The sequence below is a fragment of the Streptomyces sp. R35 genome, assembly GCF_041053035.1.
GTDB classification, from domain to species: Bacteria; Actinomycetota; Actinomycetes; order Streptomycetales; family Streptomycetaceae; genus Streptomyces; species Streptomyces lutosisoli.
This window is the reverse complement of record NZ_CP163440.1, coordinates 774,735-790,289: the sequence shown is the minus strand read 5'-3', so window position 1 is coordinate 790,289 and position 15,555 is coordinate 774,735. Positions and strand designations below refer to the sequence as shown.

At 71.1% G+C, this 15,555-nt stretch carries 16 protein-coding genes; 10 read left to right on the top strand and 6 right to left on the bottom strand.

Annotated elements, in window-relative coordinates; all coding sequences use genetic code 11:
- Positions 1 to 60: 60 nt before the first annotated feature.
- On the bottom strand, positions 61 to 885 hold the full coding sequence (locus AB5J50_RS03970) for an SAM-dependent methyltransferase (protein WP_369254916.1): 825 nt from the start codon (positions 883 to 885) through the stop codon (positions 61 to 63).
- 204 nt (positions 886 to 1,089) lie between these two features.
- On the opposite strand from AB5J50_RS03970, the gene AB5J50_RS03965 reads away from it, so the two are divergent.
- Both AB5J50_RS03965 and AB5J50_RS03960 read left to right on the top strand, forming a co-directional pair.
- Positions 1,090 to 1,695, top strand: a complete 606-nt coding sequence (locus AB5J50_RS03965) for a YbhB/YbcL family Raf kinase inhibitor-like protein (RefSeq protein WP_369254914.1) — start codon at positions 1,090 to 1,092, stop codon at positions 1,693 to 1,695.
- 318 nt (positions 1,696 to 2,013) lie between these two features.
- On the top strand, positions 2,014 to 2,664 hold the full coding sequence (locus tag AB5J50_RS03960; RefSeq protein ID WP_327426213.1) for a DUF4360 domain-containing protein: 651 nt from the start codon (positions 2,014 to 2,016) through the stop codon (positions 2,662 to 2,664).
- 72 nt (positions 2,665 to 2,736) lie between these two features.
- On the opposite strand, the gene AB5J50_RS03955 is transcribed toward AB5J50_RS03960, so the two are convergent.
- A complete protein-coding gene (locus tag AB5J50_RS03955; RefSeq protein WP_327426212.1) occupies positions 2,737 to 2,943 on the bottom strand; it encodes a hypothetical protein in 207 nt (68 codons plus the stop codon).
- Positions 2,944 to 3,170: 227 nt separating this feature from the next.
- On the opposite strand from AB5J50_RS03955, the gene AB5J50_RS03950 reads away from it, so the two are divergent.
- Positions 3,171 to 3,407: a chaplin gene (locus AB5J50_RS03950; protein ID WP_369254912.1), complete on the top strand. Its 237-nt coding sequence runs from the start codon at positions 3,171 to 3,173 to the stop codon at positions 3,405 to 3,407.
- 98 nt (positions 3,408 to 3,505) lie between these two features.
- Here AB5J50_RS03950 and AB5J50_RS03945 read toward each other — a convergent pair whose 3' ends face one another.
- The gene (locus AB5J50_RS03945; protein ID WP_369254910.1) at positions 3,506 to 5,029 is read right to left on the bottom strand and encodes a M81 family metallopeptidase; all 1,524 of its coding nucleotides are present in this window, start codon (positions 5,027 to 5,029) and stop codon (positions 3,506 to 3,508) included.
- A gap of 249 nt (positions 5,030 to 5,278) precedes the next feature.
- Between AB5J50_RS03945 and AB5J50_RS03940 the strand changes: the two genes are divergently transcribed.
- From AB5J50_RS03940 to AB5J50_RS03920, 5 genes are all read left to right on the top strand, one after another.
- Positions 5,279 to 6,160, top strand: a complete 882-nt coding sequence (locus tag AB5J50_RS03940; RefSeq protein WP_369254908.1) for a hypothetical protein — start codon at positions 5,279 to 5,281, stop codon at positions 6,158 to 6,160.
- Between the two features lie 109 nt (positions 6,161 to 6,269).
- Complete coding sequence (locus AB5J50_RS03935; RefSeq protein WP_327426208.1) at positions 6,270 to 6,521, top strand: hypothetical protein; 252 nt, start codon at positions 6,270 to 6,272, stop codon at positions 6,519 to 6,521.
- An 11-nt stretch (positions 6,522 to 6,532) separates the two neighbouring features.
- The gene (locus AB5J50_RS03930) at positions 6,533 to 7,729 is read left to right on the top strand and encodes an SPFH domain-containing protein (RefSeq protein WP_369254905.1); all 1,197 of its coding nucleotides are present in this window, start codon (positions 6,533 to 6,535) and stop codon (positions 7,727 to 7,729) included.
- A gap of 246 nt (positions 7,730 to 7,975) precedes the next feature.
- Positions 7,976 to 9,490: an integrin alpha gene (locus AB5J50_RS03925; RefSeq protein ID WP_369254903.1), complete on the top strand. Its 1,515-nt coding sequence runs from the start codon at positions 7,976 to 7,978 to the stop codon at positions 9,488 to 9,490.
- Between the two features lie 317 nt (positions 9,491 to 9,807).
- Positions 9,808 to 11,274 carry an FAD-binding protein gene (locus AB5J50_RS03920; protein WP_369254901.1) on the top strand — a complete coding sequence of 489 codons (1,467 nt, stop codon included), beginning with the start codon at positions 9,808 to 9,810 and terminating at the stop codon, positions 11,272 to 11,274.
- Positions 11,275 to 11,299: 25 nt separating this feature from the next.
- On the opposite strand, the gene AB5J50_RS03915 is transcribed toward AB5J50_RS03920, so the two are convergent.
- From AB5J50_RS03915 to AB5J50_RS03905, 3 genes are all read right to left on the bottom strand, one after another.
- The gene (locus AB5J50_RS03915; RefSeq protein WP_369254899.1) at positions 11,300 to 12,247 is read right to left on the bottom strand and encodes a TauD/TfdA dioxygenase family protein; all 948 of its coding nucleotides are present in this window, start codon (positions 12,245 to 12,247) and stop codon (positions 11,300 to 11,302) included.
- Positions 12,244 to 13,095 carry a class I SAM-dependent methyltransferase gene (locus AB5J50_RS03910; RefSeq protein ID WP_369254897.1) on the bottom strand — a complete coding sequence of 284 codons (852 nt, stop codon included), beginning with the start codon at positions 13,093 to 13,095 and terminating at the stop codon, positions 12,244 to 12,246. The genes AB5J50_RS03915 and AB5J50_RS03910 overlap by 4 nt, the downstream gene beginning before the upstream one ends.
- A 249-nt stretch (positions 13,096 to 13,344) precedes the next feature.
- Positions 13,345 to 13,683: a hypothetical protein gene (locus AB5J50_RS03905; RefSeq protein WP_369254896.1), complete on the bottom strand. Its 339-nt coding sequence runs from the start codon at positions 13,681 to 13,683 to the stop codon at positions 13,345 to 13,347.
- Between AB5J50_RS03905 and AB5J50_RS03900 the strand changes: the two genes are divergently transcribed.
- Both AB5J50_RS03900 and AB5J50_RS03895 read left to right on the top strand, forming a co-directional pair.
- Positions 13,678 to 14,859, top strand: coding sequence for a sensor histidine kinase (locus AB5J50_RS03900; protein WP_369265299.1), 1,182 nt, complete (start codon positions 13,678 to 13,680; stop codon positions 14,857 to 14,859). The genes AB5J50_RS03905 and AB5J50_RS03900 overlap by 6 nt on opposite strands.
- Positions 14,856 to 15,518: a response regulator gene (locus AB5J50_RS03895; protein ID WP_369254894.1), complete on the top strand. Its 663-nt coding sequence runs from the start codon at positions 14,856 to 14,858 to the stop codon at positions 15,516 to 15,518. The genes AB5J50_RS03900 and AB5J50_RS03895 overlap by 4 nt, the downstream gene beginning before the upstream one ends.
- Positions 15,519 to 15,555: the final 37 nt, after the last annotated feature.

Here is a 15,555-nt window from a genome sequence, read left to right as displayed (position 1 = left end):
GTCACCACGCTTCTTCCCCCGCCACCATGCCCCTCGCTCCGCCACCGTATGGCCGGATCACTACGCCTTGCGGCCCACTCCTCCGTAGGCATCGACGGCGACGTCCGTGCTCGATGAACCCCCGGGTTCCGGACGCCACCCCGTGACCTGGGCGATGCCGGGCTCGGCCAGTTCGAGCCCGTCGAAGAAGCCGCCGATCTCCTCGACACTGCGCACGTAGTACGGCACGGCCCCGCTGGAGTTGTACGCCTCCGACGCCGCGATCATGCCCTCGCTGGTGGCGGTGCTGTCACTGATCACCAGGTAACTGCCCGGCGCGAGCCCGTCCATGAGCCGGGACACCAGCGCCCGCGCCTGCTCGTAGTCGGCGACATGGCCGAGCGTGTTGAGGATCATCAGGGCGACCGGCCGGGAGAGGTCCAGTGTGCCCGCGGCGGCCTTCAGGATGGCGTCGGGGTCGTACAGGTCGGCGTCGAGATACGCGGTCTCGCCCTCGGGCGTACTGGTCAGCAGCGCTCGGGCGTGAGCGTGCACCATGGGGTCGTTGTCGACGTAGACGATCCGCGCGTCCGGTGCCAGCCGCTGCGCGACCTCATGGGTGTTGTCGGCCGTCGGAAGCCCGGTGCCGACGTCCAGGAACTGACGGATGCCCTGGTCGACCGCCAGATACCGGACCGCGCGGCCCAGGAAATGACGGCTGGCGCGCGCCACATCCACCAGGCCGGGGAAGATCTGCTTGATGTGGTCGCCGATCTCGCGGTCGACCTCGTAGTTGTCCTTGCCGCCGACGAAGTAGTTCCAAAAGCGCGCGGAGTGGGGCTTGCTCGTGTCGATCCGGGCGCGTATCTCCGCGGCGGCAGCGAGCTGGGGGTCAGGGTCTGACACGGAAGCGCCTCCTGCGCAGCGATGTTCGACGGCCGAACATCAACCTAGACGAGCCGGTGCGGCCCCGCCCGGCCCCGCGACCCCAACTCCCCGCCGACGCACGACTTTTGGCCACGGGTCAGGTGCCGGACGCGCTGTCCCGGGCCGCTGACTCCGTGGGTCGTCGAGCTGCCCCTCTGTCCGCCCGGCGCTAACGTGGCGGACATGCGCCGAAGAAGCCGCCGGAGGGCCGTACCCCTCGTCGCGGCAGCCGCGCTGGGGCTCATCGCCGGCTGCGGAGGCGACGGAGGAGCTTCCAGCACGCCCGCCGTCTCAGTCCCCGGCACCTCCACCGCGTCCGCGGCATCGGCGCCCCACGCGGCGAAGAAGATCACGGTGTCCAGTCCGGCCTTCGACGCCGGCGGGACCATCCCGCGCCGCTACACCTGCGACGGCGAGAACGTGTCGCCGCCGCTGGACTTCTCCGGTGTGCCGGGCGACGCCGCCGAGCTGGTGGTCCTGGTCGAGGATCCGGACGCCCCGCGCGGCACCTTCGTGCACTGGGTCGTATGGGGCATCGATCCCCACGCGACGGCGCTCGGTGCGGGTGAGGTGCCGAGCGGGGTCGTGGAGGGCCGTAACGGCTTCGGGAAACGCGGCTACGGCGGGCCCTGCCCGCCCAAGGGCACGCCTCACCGCTATGTCTTCTCGGTGTTCGCCGCCGACGGGAGACCGGCCCTCTCCGAGGACGCCTCGGCCGACGAGGTGAAGCACGCGCTCGCCGGACATGTCACCGGATCCGGCACGCTGGTCGGCCGCTACGGGCGGTGAGCGGCGCGGATCACCGGCTTCGTGTGACGCGCGTCGAACGGCATCGTCGAATGACGGCGTCGAATGGCCGGAGATGACCCTGGCCGCCCCGGACGCGCGTACGTACGATTCGGGCACCCCCGGTCTTCACGGCTCCTTCACATCCGGGGGTGAGATGCGCATGTCTGCTTGTCATGCGCATGCATAAACGAGCCACGCTTGATCCAACGCACTGGTCTGCGACGGCTCCCCGCCCACGCGGGGAACCGCACCCCCCATTTCACGGCGGCACACGCCCTGTGCTGCCGCCGGAACACCAACGCAACGGATTGGAGCACCATGGCTGGTGGGCTGCTTCTGGGTGGCGCGATCGCCGCCCTGTTCGCCTCAGCGTTCCCGGCTCAGGACCCGTCCTCCGGGTTCGTCGACCCGCCCCCGGACAAGATCGTCATCAAGGTCGCCACGGTGAACGGATCCGGCTGTCCCCAGGGGACCGCCGCTGTCGCGGTCTCCCCGGACAACACGGCCTTCACGGTGACCTACAGCGAGTACCTCGCCCAGGTCGGAGGCAATTCCGACCCCACCGCGTTCCGCAAGAACTGCCAGCTCAACCTGATCGTCCATGTCCCGCAGGGCTTCACGTACGCCATCGCCAGCGCGGACTACCGCGGCTTCGCCGCACTCCAGCGGGGCGCGAGCAGCACCGAGAAGGCCTCGTACTACTTCCAGGGCTCCCCGAACACGGCCGCCATCACCCACCCCTTCAGCGGCCCGTACAACGACAACTGGCAGTCCACGGACACCACCGACTGGGCTCAACTGGTGTGGGCGCCCTGCGGGGTTCAGCGGAACTTCAACATCAACACGGAGCTCCGCGTCAACGCGGGCACCTCCGCTCCCGGGAGCACCAGCTTCATGACCATGGACTCGACGGACGGCGACATCAGCACCATCTACCACCTGGCCTGGAAGGAGTGCCCCAGCTCCTGATCCACCCTTCCTGACCTGCGGTTCTCGACCCGCAGGTCCTTGACCGGCTCCTCCGCATCGGAGCCGGTCAAGCTAGGGAAGCAGTTTGTCGAGGGCCGCCGGTCCCTCTTCCTTCAGCTTGCGCTCGGCCCAGGCGAGGTTCGCCGGAGTGATGTCGCGCCCTGCGGCTAGCACCAGGTCCTCGGCGGTGAACTCGCCGTTGGCACCGGTGTGCAGCAGCGCGTCGGGGGTCACCGTGTCGTCGGACGGCGCGGGCGAATCGGGTTGGCTGGTTGACATGATCTCTCCCTGTTCCACCTGACCTGTTCTCACGCTACGGGCATTCCGCACACCCCGCGCGACACACCCCGCGCGACGAGTCGTGTGCCCAGGTGGTGTGCCCAGGTGCAGCTCAGGGGGTGGTCCTCGGCATGAGGGGCCCCGTTCGGGCGTACAGCGATGTCGGTCGCCGCTCGCGGAGGTGAAGGTGGAGGAATTCGCACCCCTGCGACTGATCGGAGCTTGTAATGCGTGTTCGTCTGATGGCCGCCGCCGGGCTGGCGGGCGTGGCCCTTCTGGCCACCGCCGGGACCGCTGCCGCCGCCGACCCCGACCCGGTCGGTGTCGCCGTGGACAGTCCCGGATTCGTGTCCGGCAACGTCATCCAGATCCCCGTCGACGTCGACCTCAACGTCTGCGGCAACACCATCAACGTGGTGGGTCTGCTGAACCCGGCGACCGACAACTTCTGCCAGAGCGACTGACCGCCGAGTAGCGCCGGGCAGGGCCGCGCCCTGCCCGGCGAACGGCCGGGATCTTCGGGATCCCCGTGATCACGGGGCCTCCGGGACGACCCGGTCGCTCACTCGTCTTCCCCGGTGAGCGGTGTGTTCGAGGGCGGGATGATCCGGGCCGTGAGGTCCGGTTCGGCCATGTCCGGGTCGAACGGGAACATGGGGCGGCGGATACGGCGGTGGCCCAGCCGGACCAGGTCCTGGTCGACGCCGCCCGGAGTGAGCGCCAGCTTCCAGCCGACGGACATGCCGAACAGTTCCGGTTCCAGATAGCCGATCTTGACGAGGACGATGTCCGCGCCGCGCGGGTCGAGCGCCAGATCGGTGAAGTCGTGCTCGTGGTGGTACGGCTTGCGGAGCCTGGTGATGATCACGTGCACGCTGCCCACCCGCAGGACGACCTCGGTCTCCGCGTCCCGGTCGCCGTGCCGGACCGCGTGTACGACCCCGGTCATGGTGAGCGGCCCGGCATGCCGGTCGTCCACCGCGGCACCGGCCGTGACGGTGACGGTCGCGCCCACTCCCGCCTTCTCCGCGGCTTCCACCGCGTCCGGGCCCGGCACCGAGGCGTAGATGACCGTCGGACCGGACGCCTCCTTGAACTCCGGCCGGGCCAGCACCCGTTCGAGCCCCCAGGTGACATCGCCGGCGCCGCCCGCTGTCGGGTTGTCGCCGGTGTCGCTGATGAAGTACGGCCGGGCGTCCGAGGCCAGAGCCTCGTCGAGGCACTCGTCCAGTGATCCGGTCGGCGCGACGAACGCGAACGCGTGCCGTGCCTCCCAGAACCCGCGGGCCAGCCGTTCGGCACCTGCGGTGACGGCGGCCTCGGACGGTCCGGTGACGACGACGGCGGCGCGGTTGCGCGGCTCGTCCGCCCACGCGTATCCGACCCAGACCGCCGCGTCGGTGACGCCGTCCGTCGCCTCCACGTCGTCGACCGCCGCGTAGACGCTCCTGGCCGGTTCGATCCGCGTAGAGGTCTGCTCGCCGGCCAGCAGCACGGGCACCGGGATCCAGGCCTTGACCGGCCGGGGCGCACCGGTCGTGAGCAGGTCCACGAGATGGCGCGCGGCCCGCTCCTTGGTCTCCTTGTGGTCCTCGTGCGGGGCCGTCCGGTAGCAGGTGATCAGGTCACTCATGTGGGCGAGTTCGCGCGAGACGTTGCCGTGCAGATCCATGGAGGTGGACACGATCACGTCCGGGCCGACGGTCGCGCGGATCCGGGCGAGCAGGACCGCCTCGGCGTCGTCGACGCCCTCCACCGTCATGGCGCCGTGGATGTCGTACCAGAGGCCGTCGAGAGGTGGCATCGCAGCGAGCCGCCCGACGAGTTCGTCGGAGAGCTCGGCGAACGCGGCGGCGGTCACCGTGCCGCCGGGCAGCGCCTTGCCGACGAGCGCGCCGCGCCACTCGGCGGCGTCGAGCAGCGGCGTCCCGGGCGCGAGGAACGGACAGCGCGTCAGGACGCCCGCGCCGCGCAGCGGATGGAACGCGGGGGCCTCGGTTCGCGCCGGCGAGAACGTCGACGACTCGATGCCGAGTCCGGCGATGGCGATGAGGGGGCGGGCGACAGCTGTGCGGGATTGCGGCATGACTCCTCCTTGCGGCATGGCTGCTCGTCTTCTTCTTGGCGCCCGGCTCGGCAACGGTGCCGTCGCGCTCGGCGCGGCGTTCCGTGCGCGGACGGAACTCGGTGCGATGGCACCGGCGTAGGGGGACCGACCAGGTTGCCCGCTGGACGTCGGGCTGACGACTGACGTCCATTCATTGGTCTGTACATGACCACCGCGGCGGGCCAGACTGTGCGCCGAACAGACACCCCCCACCGAGGAGCAGACCTCATGCGCATGCTCGCACGGCAACGTTGTCACGCGGTCCTGGCCGGTCTCGTCACGCTCGCCACGGCCGCCGTCCTCTCCGTCTCCACCGCCGCGCCCGCCACGGCCGCCGACACCTGGAACGAGGTGGGCTCGGACCGCGCCGACCCGCTCACCGAGAGCCAGGGGCTGACCTCGGTCGAGGTGCCGGCGGGAAGCGCCAACCGCTACACGGGCATCGGCACGATCCCGTCCAGCGTCAGCAGCCGCGGCTGGAACCATGTCGGCGACCCCGACGCCTCCTACGACGGCTACTACATCGAGCCGTACCAGGCCGACTCCGGCAGCGCGAAGATGTTCCGGGTGCAGGCGCCCGGCGGCGGCTGGTCGGAGTACGTCCACGCGCTGAGTGCGGGAGAGGCGCTGAACAACTCGTTCGTCACCATCTCGCCCGGCGGTACGTGGATGGTGTCCGGCGAGTACGGCACGATGAGCCGGCTGCTGGTGTTCCCGACCCCTGGCGTGAACCCGAGCACCTCGCCCTCGGCGAACCTCCCGCAGGCGTCCACCATCAACCTCGACCACGCCGTCCGCGACGTGCAGGGCTGCGACTTCGTCACCGCGACGCGGCTGCTGTGCTCGTCCGACGACCCGGCGGGCACGCTCTTCGGCATCACCAAGCCGCTGTTGCAGATCGACCTGTCCGGCGAGCCGAACGGCACGGCGGACGTGTCCGGCCATGTCACGGCGCTGCGCCAGCTCCCGCTGCGCAGCTCCTGCTCGGGCACCTTCGAGGCGGAGGGCATCGACTACGACCGGCGCACCGGCACTCTGCGGGTGATCGTCGTGTCGCCCGGTTTCTGCGTCCTGACCGACAGCAAGACCTACCGGTTCACCAAGAGCTGAGCACAGGCACCGCGGCGCGTGACTCGGAGAGTGACAGGCGCGTAGGCGTCCGACGGGGGTGAGGTCTAAGGTCGGAAGCAGAACCAGAGATACGGGGAGGCGGCCGATAATGGTGCAGGACGATGCCGTGATCGGCTGTACGGGGGAGCTGCTCATCGGCACACGGGGAAGCGCCGGCCCCGGCGAGATCCTTGTGCGGGTCAGAGGCGGATCCGAGACCTTCCTTGCCTGGTCGCAGGAGCCCCTGCCCATGGGGGCGACCGTGCTCGTGGTCGAATCCCGCGGATGCCGTGAGGTCGACGTCATCCGCTGGGTCGACCCGTTGGACGCGTTGGACGGCGATCCCGTCGACGCCGGTTAAGGAGAATCAGAATGTTCGGTTACCGCGTTCCCGCCCCCGACGAGGCGATGCTGATATCGGGAGGCAGGCGGGGACTGGGGGGCGCGCCGTTCCGAGTGGTGACGGGTCACGGAAAGTTCGTGCTGCCCGTATTCCGTAAGACCCGTTTCCTCACCCTGTCAATGTGCGAGGCCGAGGTCACCGAGACCTGTGTGACCAGGCAGGGCATCGCGCTGCACGTCCGCGCCGTGATCGCGTTCAAGGTCGGCAACGACCACGAGAGCATCATCAACGCCGGTCAGCGCTTCCTCTCCGACCAGGACCAGATGTCGGTGCTGACCGGCCGGATCTTCGCCGGTCATCTGCGCGCCATCATCGGCTCCATGACCGTCGAGGAGATCGTCACCGAGCGGCAGAAGCTCGCCGCGGAGGTTCTGGACACCTCGAAGGTCGAGATGGCGAAGATCGGCCTGATCGTGGACTCGCTGCAGATCCAGTCGATCGACGACGGCGACGTCGGCTACATCGAGGCCATGTCCGCACCCCACAAGGCGGCCATCCAGCGGCAGGCCCAGATCGCGCAGGCCCAGGCCACCCAGGCCTCGGTCGAGGCGGAGCAGGTGGCCGCGCGCAACCAGGCCGAGTACGCCCGGCAGACCGCGGTCGTGAAGGCGGAGTACTCGGCCGAGGTGGACCGCGCCCAGGCGCAGGCCGCCCAGGCCGGACCGCTGGCCCAGGCCCACGCCCAGCAGGAGGTCCTCGCCGCCCAGACCGAACTCGCCCAGCGCGCGGCCCAGTTGCGCCAGCAGCAGCTGGTGGGCGAGATCGTGAAGCCCGCCGAGGCCGAGGCGGAGCGGATCAAGGTGCTCGCCATCGCCGAGGCGGAACGCATGAAGATCCAGGCCGAGGCCGCGGCGTCGCACGACCGCGTCGCACTCGACCGGATGCTGATCGAGCAGCTTCCGCAGATCGTGAAGGAAGCGGCGGGCGGTCTCGCCGGAGCCAACGTCAACGTCCTCAACGGCGCGGACGGCCTCGGCGAGATCGCGGCCGGACTGGTCGCCCAGGGCCTGACGATCCTGGACTCGGTCCGGCAGAACCTGAGCGGCCAGAACTCCGACGGCCGCCCCGAGAAGGCCGGCGGTCTGCTCGAACTGCCGGGGTACCTGAGCACTCCGAAGAAGGACACGGACGGGGACGAGCCGAAGGACGACCGCGTCGGCGAGTGAACCTTCCGATGCGCGGTCCGGTAGTCCGCCCGAAGGATCCGGCGGACGGCCGGACCGCGCACCCGGTGGTCCGCATTCCGCAACACATGTCACTGCTGTGCCACGGCCCCTCGGGGCACCACAACTCCCTTGGCACGTCTCGTGTCGAACTGGGCGCAGGTGAAAGCAACTTGGCGTTTTCGCCGCATTCACCGACAAGCCCGGCTTTCGAGCTGACACGACACATCACCAACGGGGAGCACCACCATGACCAGCACCACTCGTTCGCGCCGCAGGACCGCCTCCGCCGCACTGGCCGCCGCCTCCTTCCTGCTGCTGGCAGGCCTCGGTATCGCCGCCGCGCCCGCCTCCTACGCGGGTACTCCCGGCGGCACATCTGCCCGTGACCGCAACTCCGACTTCGACGGCGACGGTTACGACGACATCCTCATCGGCGCGCCGGACGGCACCGTCGGCGGCAAGAAGGGTGCCGGATTCGTCACCGTCCAGTACGGAGCGCCCCACGGCATCGGCACCAACAACAGCGTCCCCAAGGGCCGCACCGCCCTCTTCAGCCAGAACACCGCCGGTGTCCCCGGCACCGCGCAGACCGGCGACTCCTTCGGCGCGGCCGTTGCCACGGGAGACCTCGACGGCGACGGCTACGACGACGCGGTCATCGGGGCGCCCGGCAAGGAGGCCGGTGCCCTGGAGGACGCCGGTCAGGTGACCGTCCTGTACGGCTCCAAGAACGGACTCGGTGCCGCCCGCAGTGCCGCCTTCGCGTCCGCCGCCCCGGCAGCCGGCGCCCGGTTCGGCCTCGCCGTCACCGCGGCGCGGCTGACGGGGGAGACCCCCGCCGACGTCGTCGCCGTACTCGACCAGCGCGGCGCGGAGTTGTTCACCTACAGTGGCGGCGCCCTGCGGCACACGGGCTCCCTGGACACCACCGCGCACCCCGCCGGCCGCGCCATCCAGCCCGCCTACCTGACCACGGGCGACTACGACGCCGACGGCTACGCCGACCTGGTCGTCTCCGGTTACAGCCCCGACGACGACTACGCCCAGGGCTGGTCGGCGGTCTACTCGGGCGGGGAACACGGTCTCACCCACCTGCGCGACCTGCGCGGCGGCATCTCCACCGCATCCGGCGACATCAACAAGGACGGCTACGACGACCTCGTCACCGGCCAGAACAGCAGCCCCGACGCCGAGGCGGAAGGCCTGACCGGCGGCCTGGTCGGCGTCTACTACGGCGGCGAGGAAGGCCCCAAGGGCCTGGAGAGCGAGGACGGCACACCTCAGTGGTGGACGCAGAACTCCCCGGGAGTGCCGGGCACCGGCGAGCACGGTGACGCCTGGGGCTCCGAGCTCTCCGTCGGTGACGTCGACGGCGACGGCTACGCGGATCTGGCGATCGGCGCTCCGGGCGAGAACATCGGTACGGTCGCGGACGCCGGCGCGGTGTGGCTGCTGCGCGGCTCGGCGGACGGCCTGACCGCGACGGGCGCGCAGTCCTTCGACCAGAACACCGCAGGCGTCCCCGGCACCGCCGAGTCCGGCGACCTGTGGGGCGCACAGGTCCGGCTCGCCGACACGGATCGCGACGGGCACGCCGAACTGCTGGCCGCCGCACCGGGCGAGGACACCCAGGACGGGGTGGTCTGGCAGCTGCCCGCGAGCACCAAGGGCCTGGTCGCGGACGGCTCCTGGCTCTACGGCGCGGGAGCGCTGGGCAACTCGGCCGGCACCGCCCGCTTCGGCGCCGCCATCGACGAGTGACCGCGCCGTGTCGGCGTGAAGACTCCCACGAGCAATGCGTGCCGCGTCGGTGTGAAGACGCCCCACGAGTGATCCGCGCCGCGCAGGCGTGAAGTCGGCCGCCGTCCCGCCCGGGCGGCGGCCGCACTCGCCGCGCCGCACTCGCCGCACCGCGCACGGCAGCGGCGGAACACGACCGTCGGTTCGCCATCACCGCGGTTCCGCTCCGCTCTCGAGAACCCTTCGCCACCACCGTGTCCCGCCCGGCTCACCGGAACCAACTGCCCTACACTCGGCGAACGTTGATCGCTTCATCCGGTCCGCCCCAGGAGGAGCGCATGCCCCGCACACCGTCGCGACGTACCGCACTGCACGGCATTGCCGCCGCCGGCGCCGCGGTGATCGGGTTCGATCCGTTCACCCGCAGCTGGGCGGCCACCGCGTCCGACCGTCCGCTCACCGGCCTTCCGCCGCTGGACGGAACCCTCCACACCGACGCGGCAGCGCTCGACGCCGACGCCGACGATTTCGGTCACATCGTCCACCGGCGTCCGGCCGCGGTCCTGCGACCCGGTTCCGTCAACGACATCGCCGCGATGATCCGCTTCTGCGCCGCGCACGGGCTGCGGGTCGCCCCCCGAGGTCAGGGCCACGCCACTCAAGGTCAGGCACAGGTCGACGGCGGCCTGATCATCGAGACCGCACCGCTCGCGGCCATCGGCCCCGTCGATTCACGGAGTGCGACGGTCACGGTCGGGGCGGGTGCCAAGTGGAGCGACGTCGCCAAGGCCACCCTGGCCCACGGCCTCACACCGCCCACGCTCACCGACTATCTCGAACTCTCCGTCGGCGGCACCCTGTCGGTCGGCGGTCTCGGCGGCCAGACCCACCGGCACGGTGCCCAGGTCGACAACGTCACGGAACTGCACGTCGTCACCGGCGCGGGCGAGTTCGTCCGCTGCTCGCCGACGCGCCACCGCGACCTGTTCCGCGCCGTACTCGCCGGTCTCGGCCAGTGCGCCGTCATCGTCGGAGCCACCCTGCGGCTGGTCCCCGCGCCCGAGACCGTACGCCACTACCTCCTCCCGTACGACGACCTGCGGACGTTCCTCGACGACCAGCGACTGCTGGTGCGCGAAGGCCGCTTCGCCTACGTCGAGGGCCAAGTCACCGCCGATACCGACGGAGCGTTCCGCGGCTACCTCCTCGAAGCCGTCGCCTACGGCCCGCCCGTCGGTCCCATCCCCGACGACAGCACCCTGCTGCGCGGACTGCGCCACGAACCGTCCGGTGTGCAGACGTCCGACCTCGCGTACTACGACTTCCTCGACCGGCTCGCCCCCGGCGTGGCCGCCCTGAAGGAAGCGGGCCTCTGGGCGTACGCCCACCCCTGGCTCAACCTGCTGCTGCCCGGCCGCTCCGTGGTCTCCGTCGCCGGATCCCTGCTGGACGACCTCACCGCGGCCGACCTCGGCCCGGGCGTCGTCCTTCTCTACCCGCTGCTGCGCGAGCGCCTTCACACGCCGCTGCTGCGCACTCCCGACGACCCCGTGCCCTACCTGCTGGCAGTCCTGCGCACCACCCCGCCCGACGACACCGCGACCATCGACCGTCTTCTGGCCGCCAACCGCACCGCCTACGACACCGTCCACGCGGCCGGCGGCACCCACTACCCGGTCGGCTCCGTCCCCTTCGGCCCGTCGGACTGGCGCGACCACTTCGGCTCCAGCTGGCGCCAACTGGCCACCGCCAGACACACCTACGACCCGCACGGCATCCTGGTACCGGGACAGGGCATCTTCTGACGGCGCTCCGATCCTGCCCCGCCGTCTACCAGCGCTGCGGTTCGCTGCCCACGATCGGCACCGACGGCTTGCCGTCCACCCCTTCCGGGACGTCGCCGGCGAGCATCACACGGTGCATGACCCGGGGGTGGTCGACATGCGCCGTGTCGCTGGGCGCCAGATGGATCGTGGCCCGGTTGTCCCAGAAGGCCACGCTGCCCGGCTCCCACCGGAACCGGACCGTGTACTCCGGCCGGGTCGCCTGCTCCAGCAGCATCTCCAGGAGTGCCCGGCTCTCCATCCGGGACACCCCCAGGATCTGCTCGATGTAGTAGCCGTTGACGAACAGCACCCGCTCACCCGTCTCCGGGTGCACCCGTACCAGCGGATGCTCGGAGGCGACCTGATGGTCCAGCAGATGCCGTACGTAGGCGTCGTCACCGGGCCGCGCCTGGTACCCGACTCCCAGCCGGTGTTCCGCGCGCAGCCCGTCGACGAAGTCCCGTACGGGCTGGGAGAGTCCCGCGTAGGCAACGGCCAGATTGGACCAGGTCGTGTCACCGCCGTACGGCGGCACGGTCTCGGCACGCAGGATCGTCGCGGCCGGCGGATCCACCCGCGCCCCGTGGTCGCAGTGCCACCCCCGCAGCAGCGAATGGCGGCGCCGGCGCAGCCACTCCTCGTGGTCCATGCCGTAGCGCCCGCCGAGCTCCAGCCGGTCGGCCGTCGTCTCGACCTCGGGGAAGTCCCGGGGCGACGCACTGCCGCGCGACCTCAGCCGGATCGGTTCGCCGAAGTGCCGCGCGAACGCGACATGCGAGGAGTGGTCCAGCCGCTGTTCGCGGAAGAACACCACCTTCCAGCGCAGCACCGCCGCCCGGATCTGGTCAACGACCTCGTCCTTCAACTCCTCGGCCAGGTCGACTCCCGTGATCTCGGCGCCGATATGGCCGGCGACCGGCTTCACTTCGAGACGGGTGACCTGGTCTGTCATGTGGGCTCCGTTGATCGTGCGGTCGGCTCGTCGGGGTCCAGCATGGCCGTTGGGCCCGCCTCACGACAGGGCGCATCGCTGCGGGTGACGCGGATCTTCGACTGGCCGTGCGGCAGTTCCTCCCAGTCGGCCATGAAACGCGCCGTCAGACCATGCTTCTCTGCGAGGTCGACGAGCGTCTCGGTGCGGTAGTAGAAGTCCTCCCGCAGGACGTGGTGCTCCTTGCCCTCGGTGCGGTCGAAGGTGAAGTCGAACCAGCCGCCGGGTGCCAGCACCCGGCCGATGTTGGCCAGACACTCCTCGATGACGGGCAGCGGGGAGTGGGAGAAGACGCTGTGCGCGTGCACCACGTCGAAGTGGGCGTCGGGCAGGAAGCGCAGGGTCAGATCGTGGACCGGGGTGAGCGTGGGGAGCCGTTTCTGCAACCCCATGCGCACCATTGTGTCCTGCGCGGCGATGAGGATGTCCGGGGAGATGTCGATGCCGTAGTAGTGCCCCGGGTCCAGATGCCGGATGAACCGCCAGCCCGCCCGCAGGTTGCCGCACCCGATCTCCAGCATCCGGTGCTCGGGGCGCAGACCGTGGCCGAGCAGATAGTCGAACTGCATGGCCCCCAGCGCCAGCCACCGCTCATGCGTACGGCTGCCGACCGCCGCGTCCGGGTCGGTACGGGTGTCGGACCGCATCACCGCGCGGTAGTACGCGATGTGGTCCGGCCAGCGGTGACGAAGCCACGCGTCCCGAGTGGCGCGGACCAGATGGCGGGGCACCCGCCCGGGATGACGCAGCGCGTAGGCGATGCGGTGCCCGAGGGCGGACCGGTTGACGGTGACGTTCTTGGCAGGCACGCGGATCTGTCCTCCTCGTTCGGCGAGGGCGCCGCGGCCGGGCCGCCGCGCCTCGCGGGTCTGGCCCCCAGCCTCGGCGCACGAGCGGGGGCCCGACGTGGCCGACCGGCCCCGATGCGGAGGCGGTTCGGGGGACGCCGATGTCAACCGATCGGATGATGCGCCGCCGCGCCGGGGACGCTGGACTGTCGAACGAGAAGAGGCCGGTTGGGGCGAGCGAGGGGGCCGTCGGTGCGACAGGGTGAACGGTCACGCGGGGGCGTGCGCCCTGTGACGGCGGCGATCGGGCGGGGGGACGCGCTGGACGGCGAGCGGTGTGAGCGGGACGGGCGCGGTCGGGTGGAGGGGCAGCTGGGCCATCGGGACGGGCACGACCTGCTGGAGGGCGAGCTGGGCCATCGGGACAGGGGCGACCAGCGGGAGGCCGAGCTGGACGATTGCGTCGGGCGCGACCGGGTGGAGGGTGATCCGGACGGGCGCGAAGCGCGCGACCAGCGCAAGGGCGAATTGGGCGATCCGGGTCGGCGCCACCGGGGCGACGGTCAGTCGGCCGATCCGGACGGGCGGTGGCTGGCGGTGGTCATGCACGCCGCGTTCTTCCTGCTGCTCGGTTCCTCGCTCGCCCGCTTCCTGACCCGGGACCAGAGCGGCACGCGCACCGCCTGGGTCATGGCGTTGTTCGCCCTCTTCTGGCTGTTCTACGTCCTCGGGCGGTGGTGGGCCCCCGCGCCGCGTCCGGGCGGCCGGCCCACCGCCCGGCACCTGGCGTGGCTGGGGTCGGTCTCGGCCGTCTGGATCGTGCTGCTCGCCCTGGCGCCGAGCGCCACCTGGTGTGCCATGCCGTTGCTGTTCGCCGGACTGCACACGCTGCCCGCACGGATCGCCGTGCCCGTGGTGGCCGGGCTCACCGCGCTGGTCGTAGTCTCCGAGATACGGGTGTCGCACGGCACGCTCAACCCCAACATGGTGGTCGCCCCACCGGCCATCGCCGCGGTCGCCACCGCCGTACTGGTCCATCTGCAACGGCAGGCGGCCCGACAGCGCGTCCTCATCGACGACTTGGTCCGCACCCGACGGGACCTGGCCGCCACCGAGCGGCGCGCGGGCATCCTCGCGGAGCGACAGCGGCTGTCCACGGAGATCCACGACACGCTCGCCCAGAGCCTGTCCAGCCAGCAGATGTTGCTGCAGGCCGCCGACCGCATGTGGCAGGCGGATCCCGACGCGGCCCGCGGACACATGAGGGACGCGGCCGAGATCACCTCCCGCAGTCTCGTCGAGGCGCGCCGCTTCGTGCACGACCTGGCCCCGGCCGACCTCGCCGAGTGTTCGCTGGCCGAGGCGTTGAGCGTGCTCGCCGACCGGGAGAGCGGTACGGGGCTGGCCGTGGCCTTCCGGCTCGACGGCACCCCGGGCCCGTTGCCGGAGCGGGTCGAGGCGGCGCTGCTGCGCATCGCGCAGGGCGCGTTGGCCAATGTGCGCGAGCACGCCGCGGCGACACGGGCCGCGCTGACCCTGACGTGTCTGGACGATCAGATCTCGCTCGACATCGCCGACAACGGCCGCGGCTTCGACCCGGCCGCACTGGCTGCCCCCGAAGCGGACCGGTCGCGCGGACACGGGCTGCCGGCCATGGACATCCGGGCACGACAGTCGGGCGGCACACTCACCGTGGAATCCACGCCGGGCGAGGGCACGGTGGTCTCGGCGGCGATTCCCCTCACCTTTCTCGCCTCCAACACCCCGACGGAGACCGGCCCGTGAGCCCCCAGGAATCCCCCGCGCCGATCCGGCTGCTGCTGTGCGACGACCATGCGATGGTGCGTGCCGGGCTGCGCGCGCTGCTGGCCAGTACCGAGGGCATCGAGGTGGTCGGCGAGGCGGGCAGCGGAGAGGAGGCTCTCGCCGTGGCCGCCCGCGTCCGGCCCGACGTCGTCCTGATGGACCTTCAGCTCGGCGGCGGCATGGACGGCGTGACGGCCACCCGGCACCTGGTGTCGGGCGACGGCGAAGAACCCGGCGCGCCGGGACCCCGTGTGTTGGTGCTCACGATGTTCGACACCGACGCCGACATCTCCCGGGCCATCGAGGCCGGCGCCACCGGCTATCTGCTCAAGGCCGAGCGCCCGGAAGAACTCTTCGCGGCGATCCACAGCGCGGCATCCGGCCGCACCGCCCTGTCGGCTCCGGTCGCCGACCGGGTGCTGGCCCAGCTGCGCAGCCCGCGCCCCGCCCTGTCCGAACGCGAGTGCGACATCCTTGAGCAGCTGGCCCGCGGCCTGGGCAACCGGGAGATCGCCCGGACCCTGTTCATCAGCGAGGCCACGGTCAAGACCCACCTGGGCCGGATCTACGCCAAGCTCGGGGTGGACACCCGAGCGGGCGCGGTGGCCGTCGCCAAGGAGCAGCGACTGCTGCCCTGATCGCGAACCGCGGTGCGGTGGCGGCAATCTGACGCAC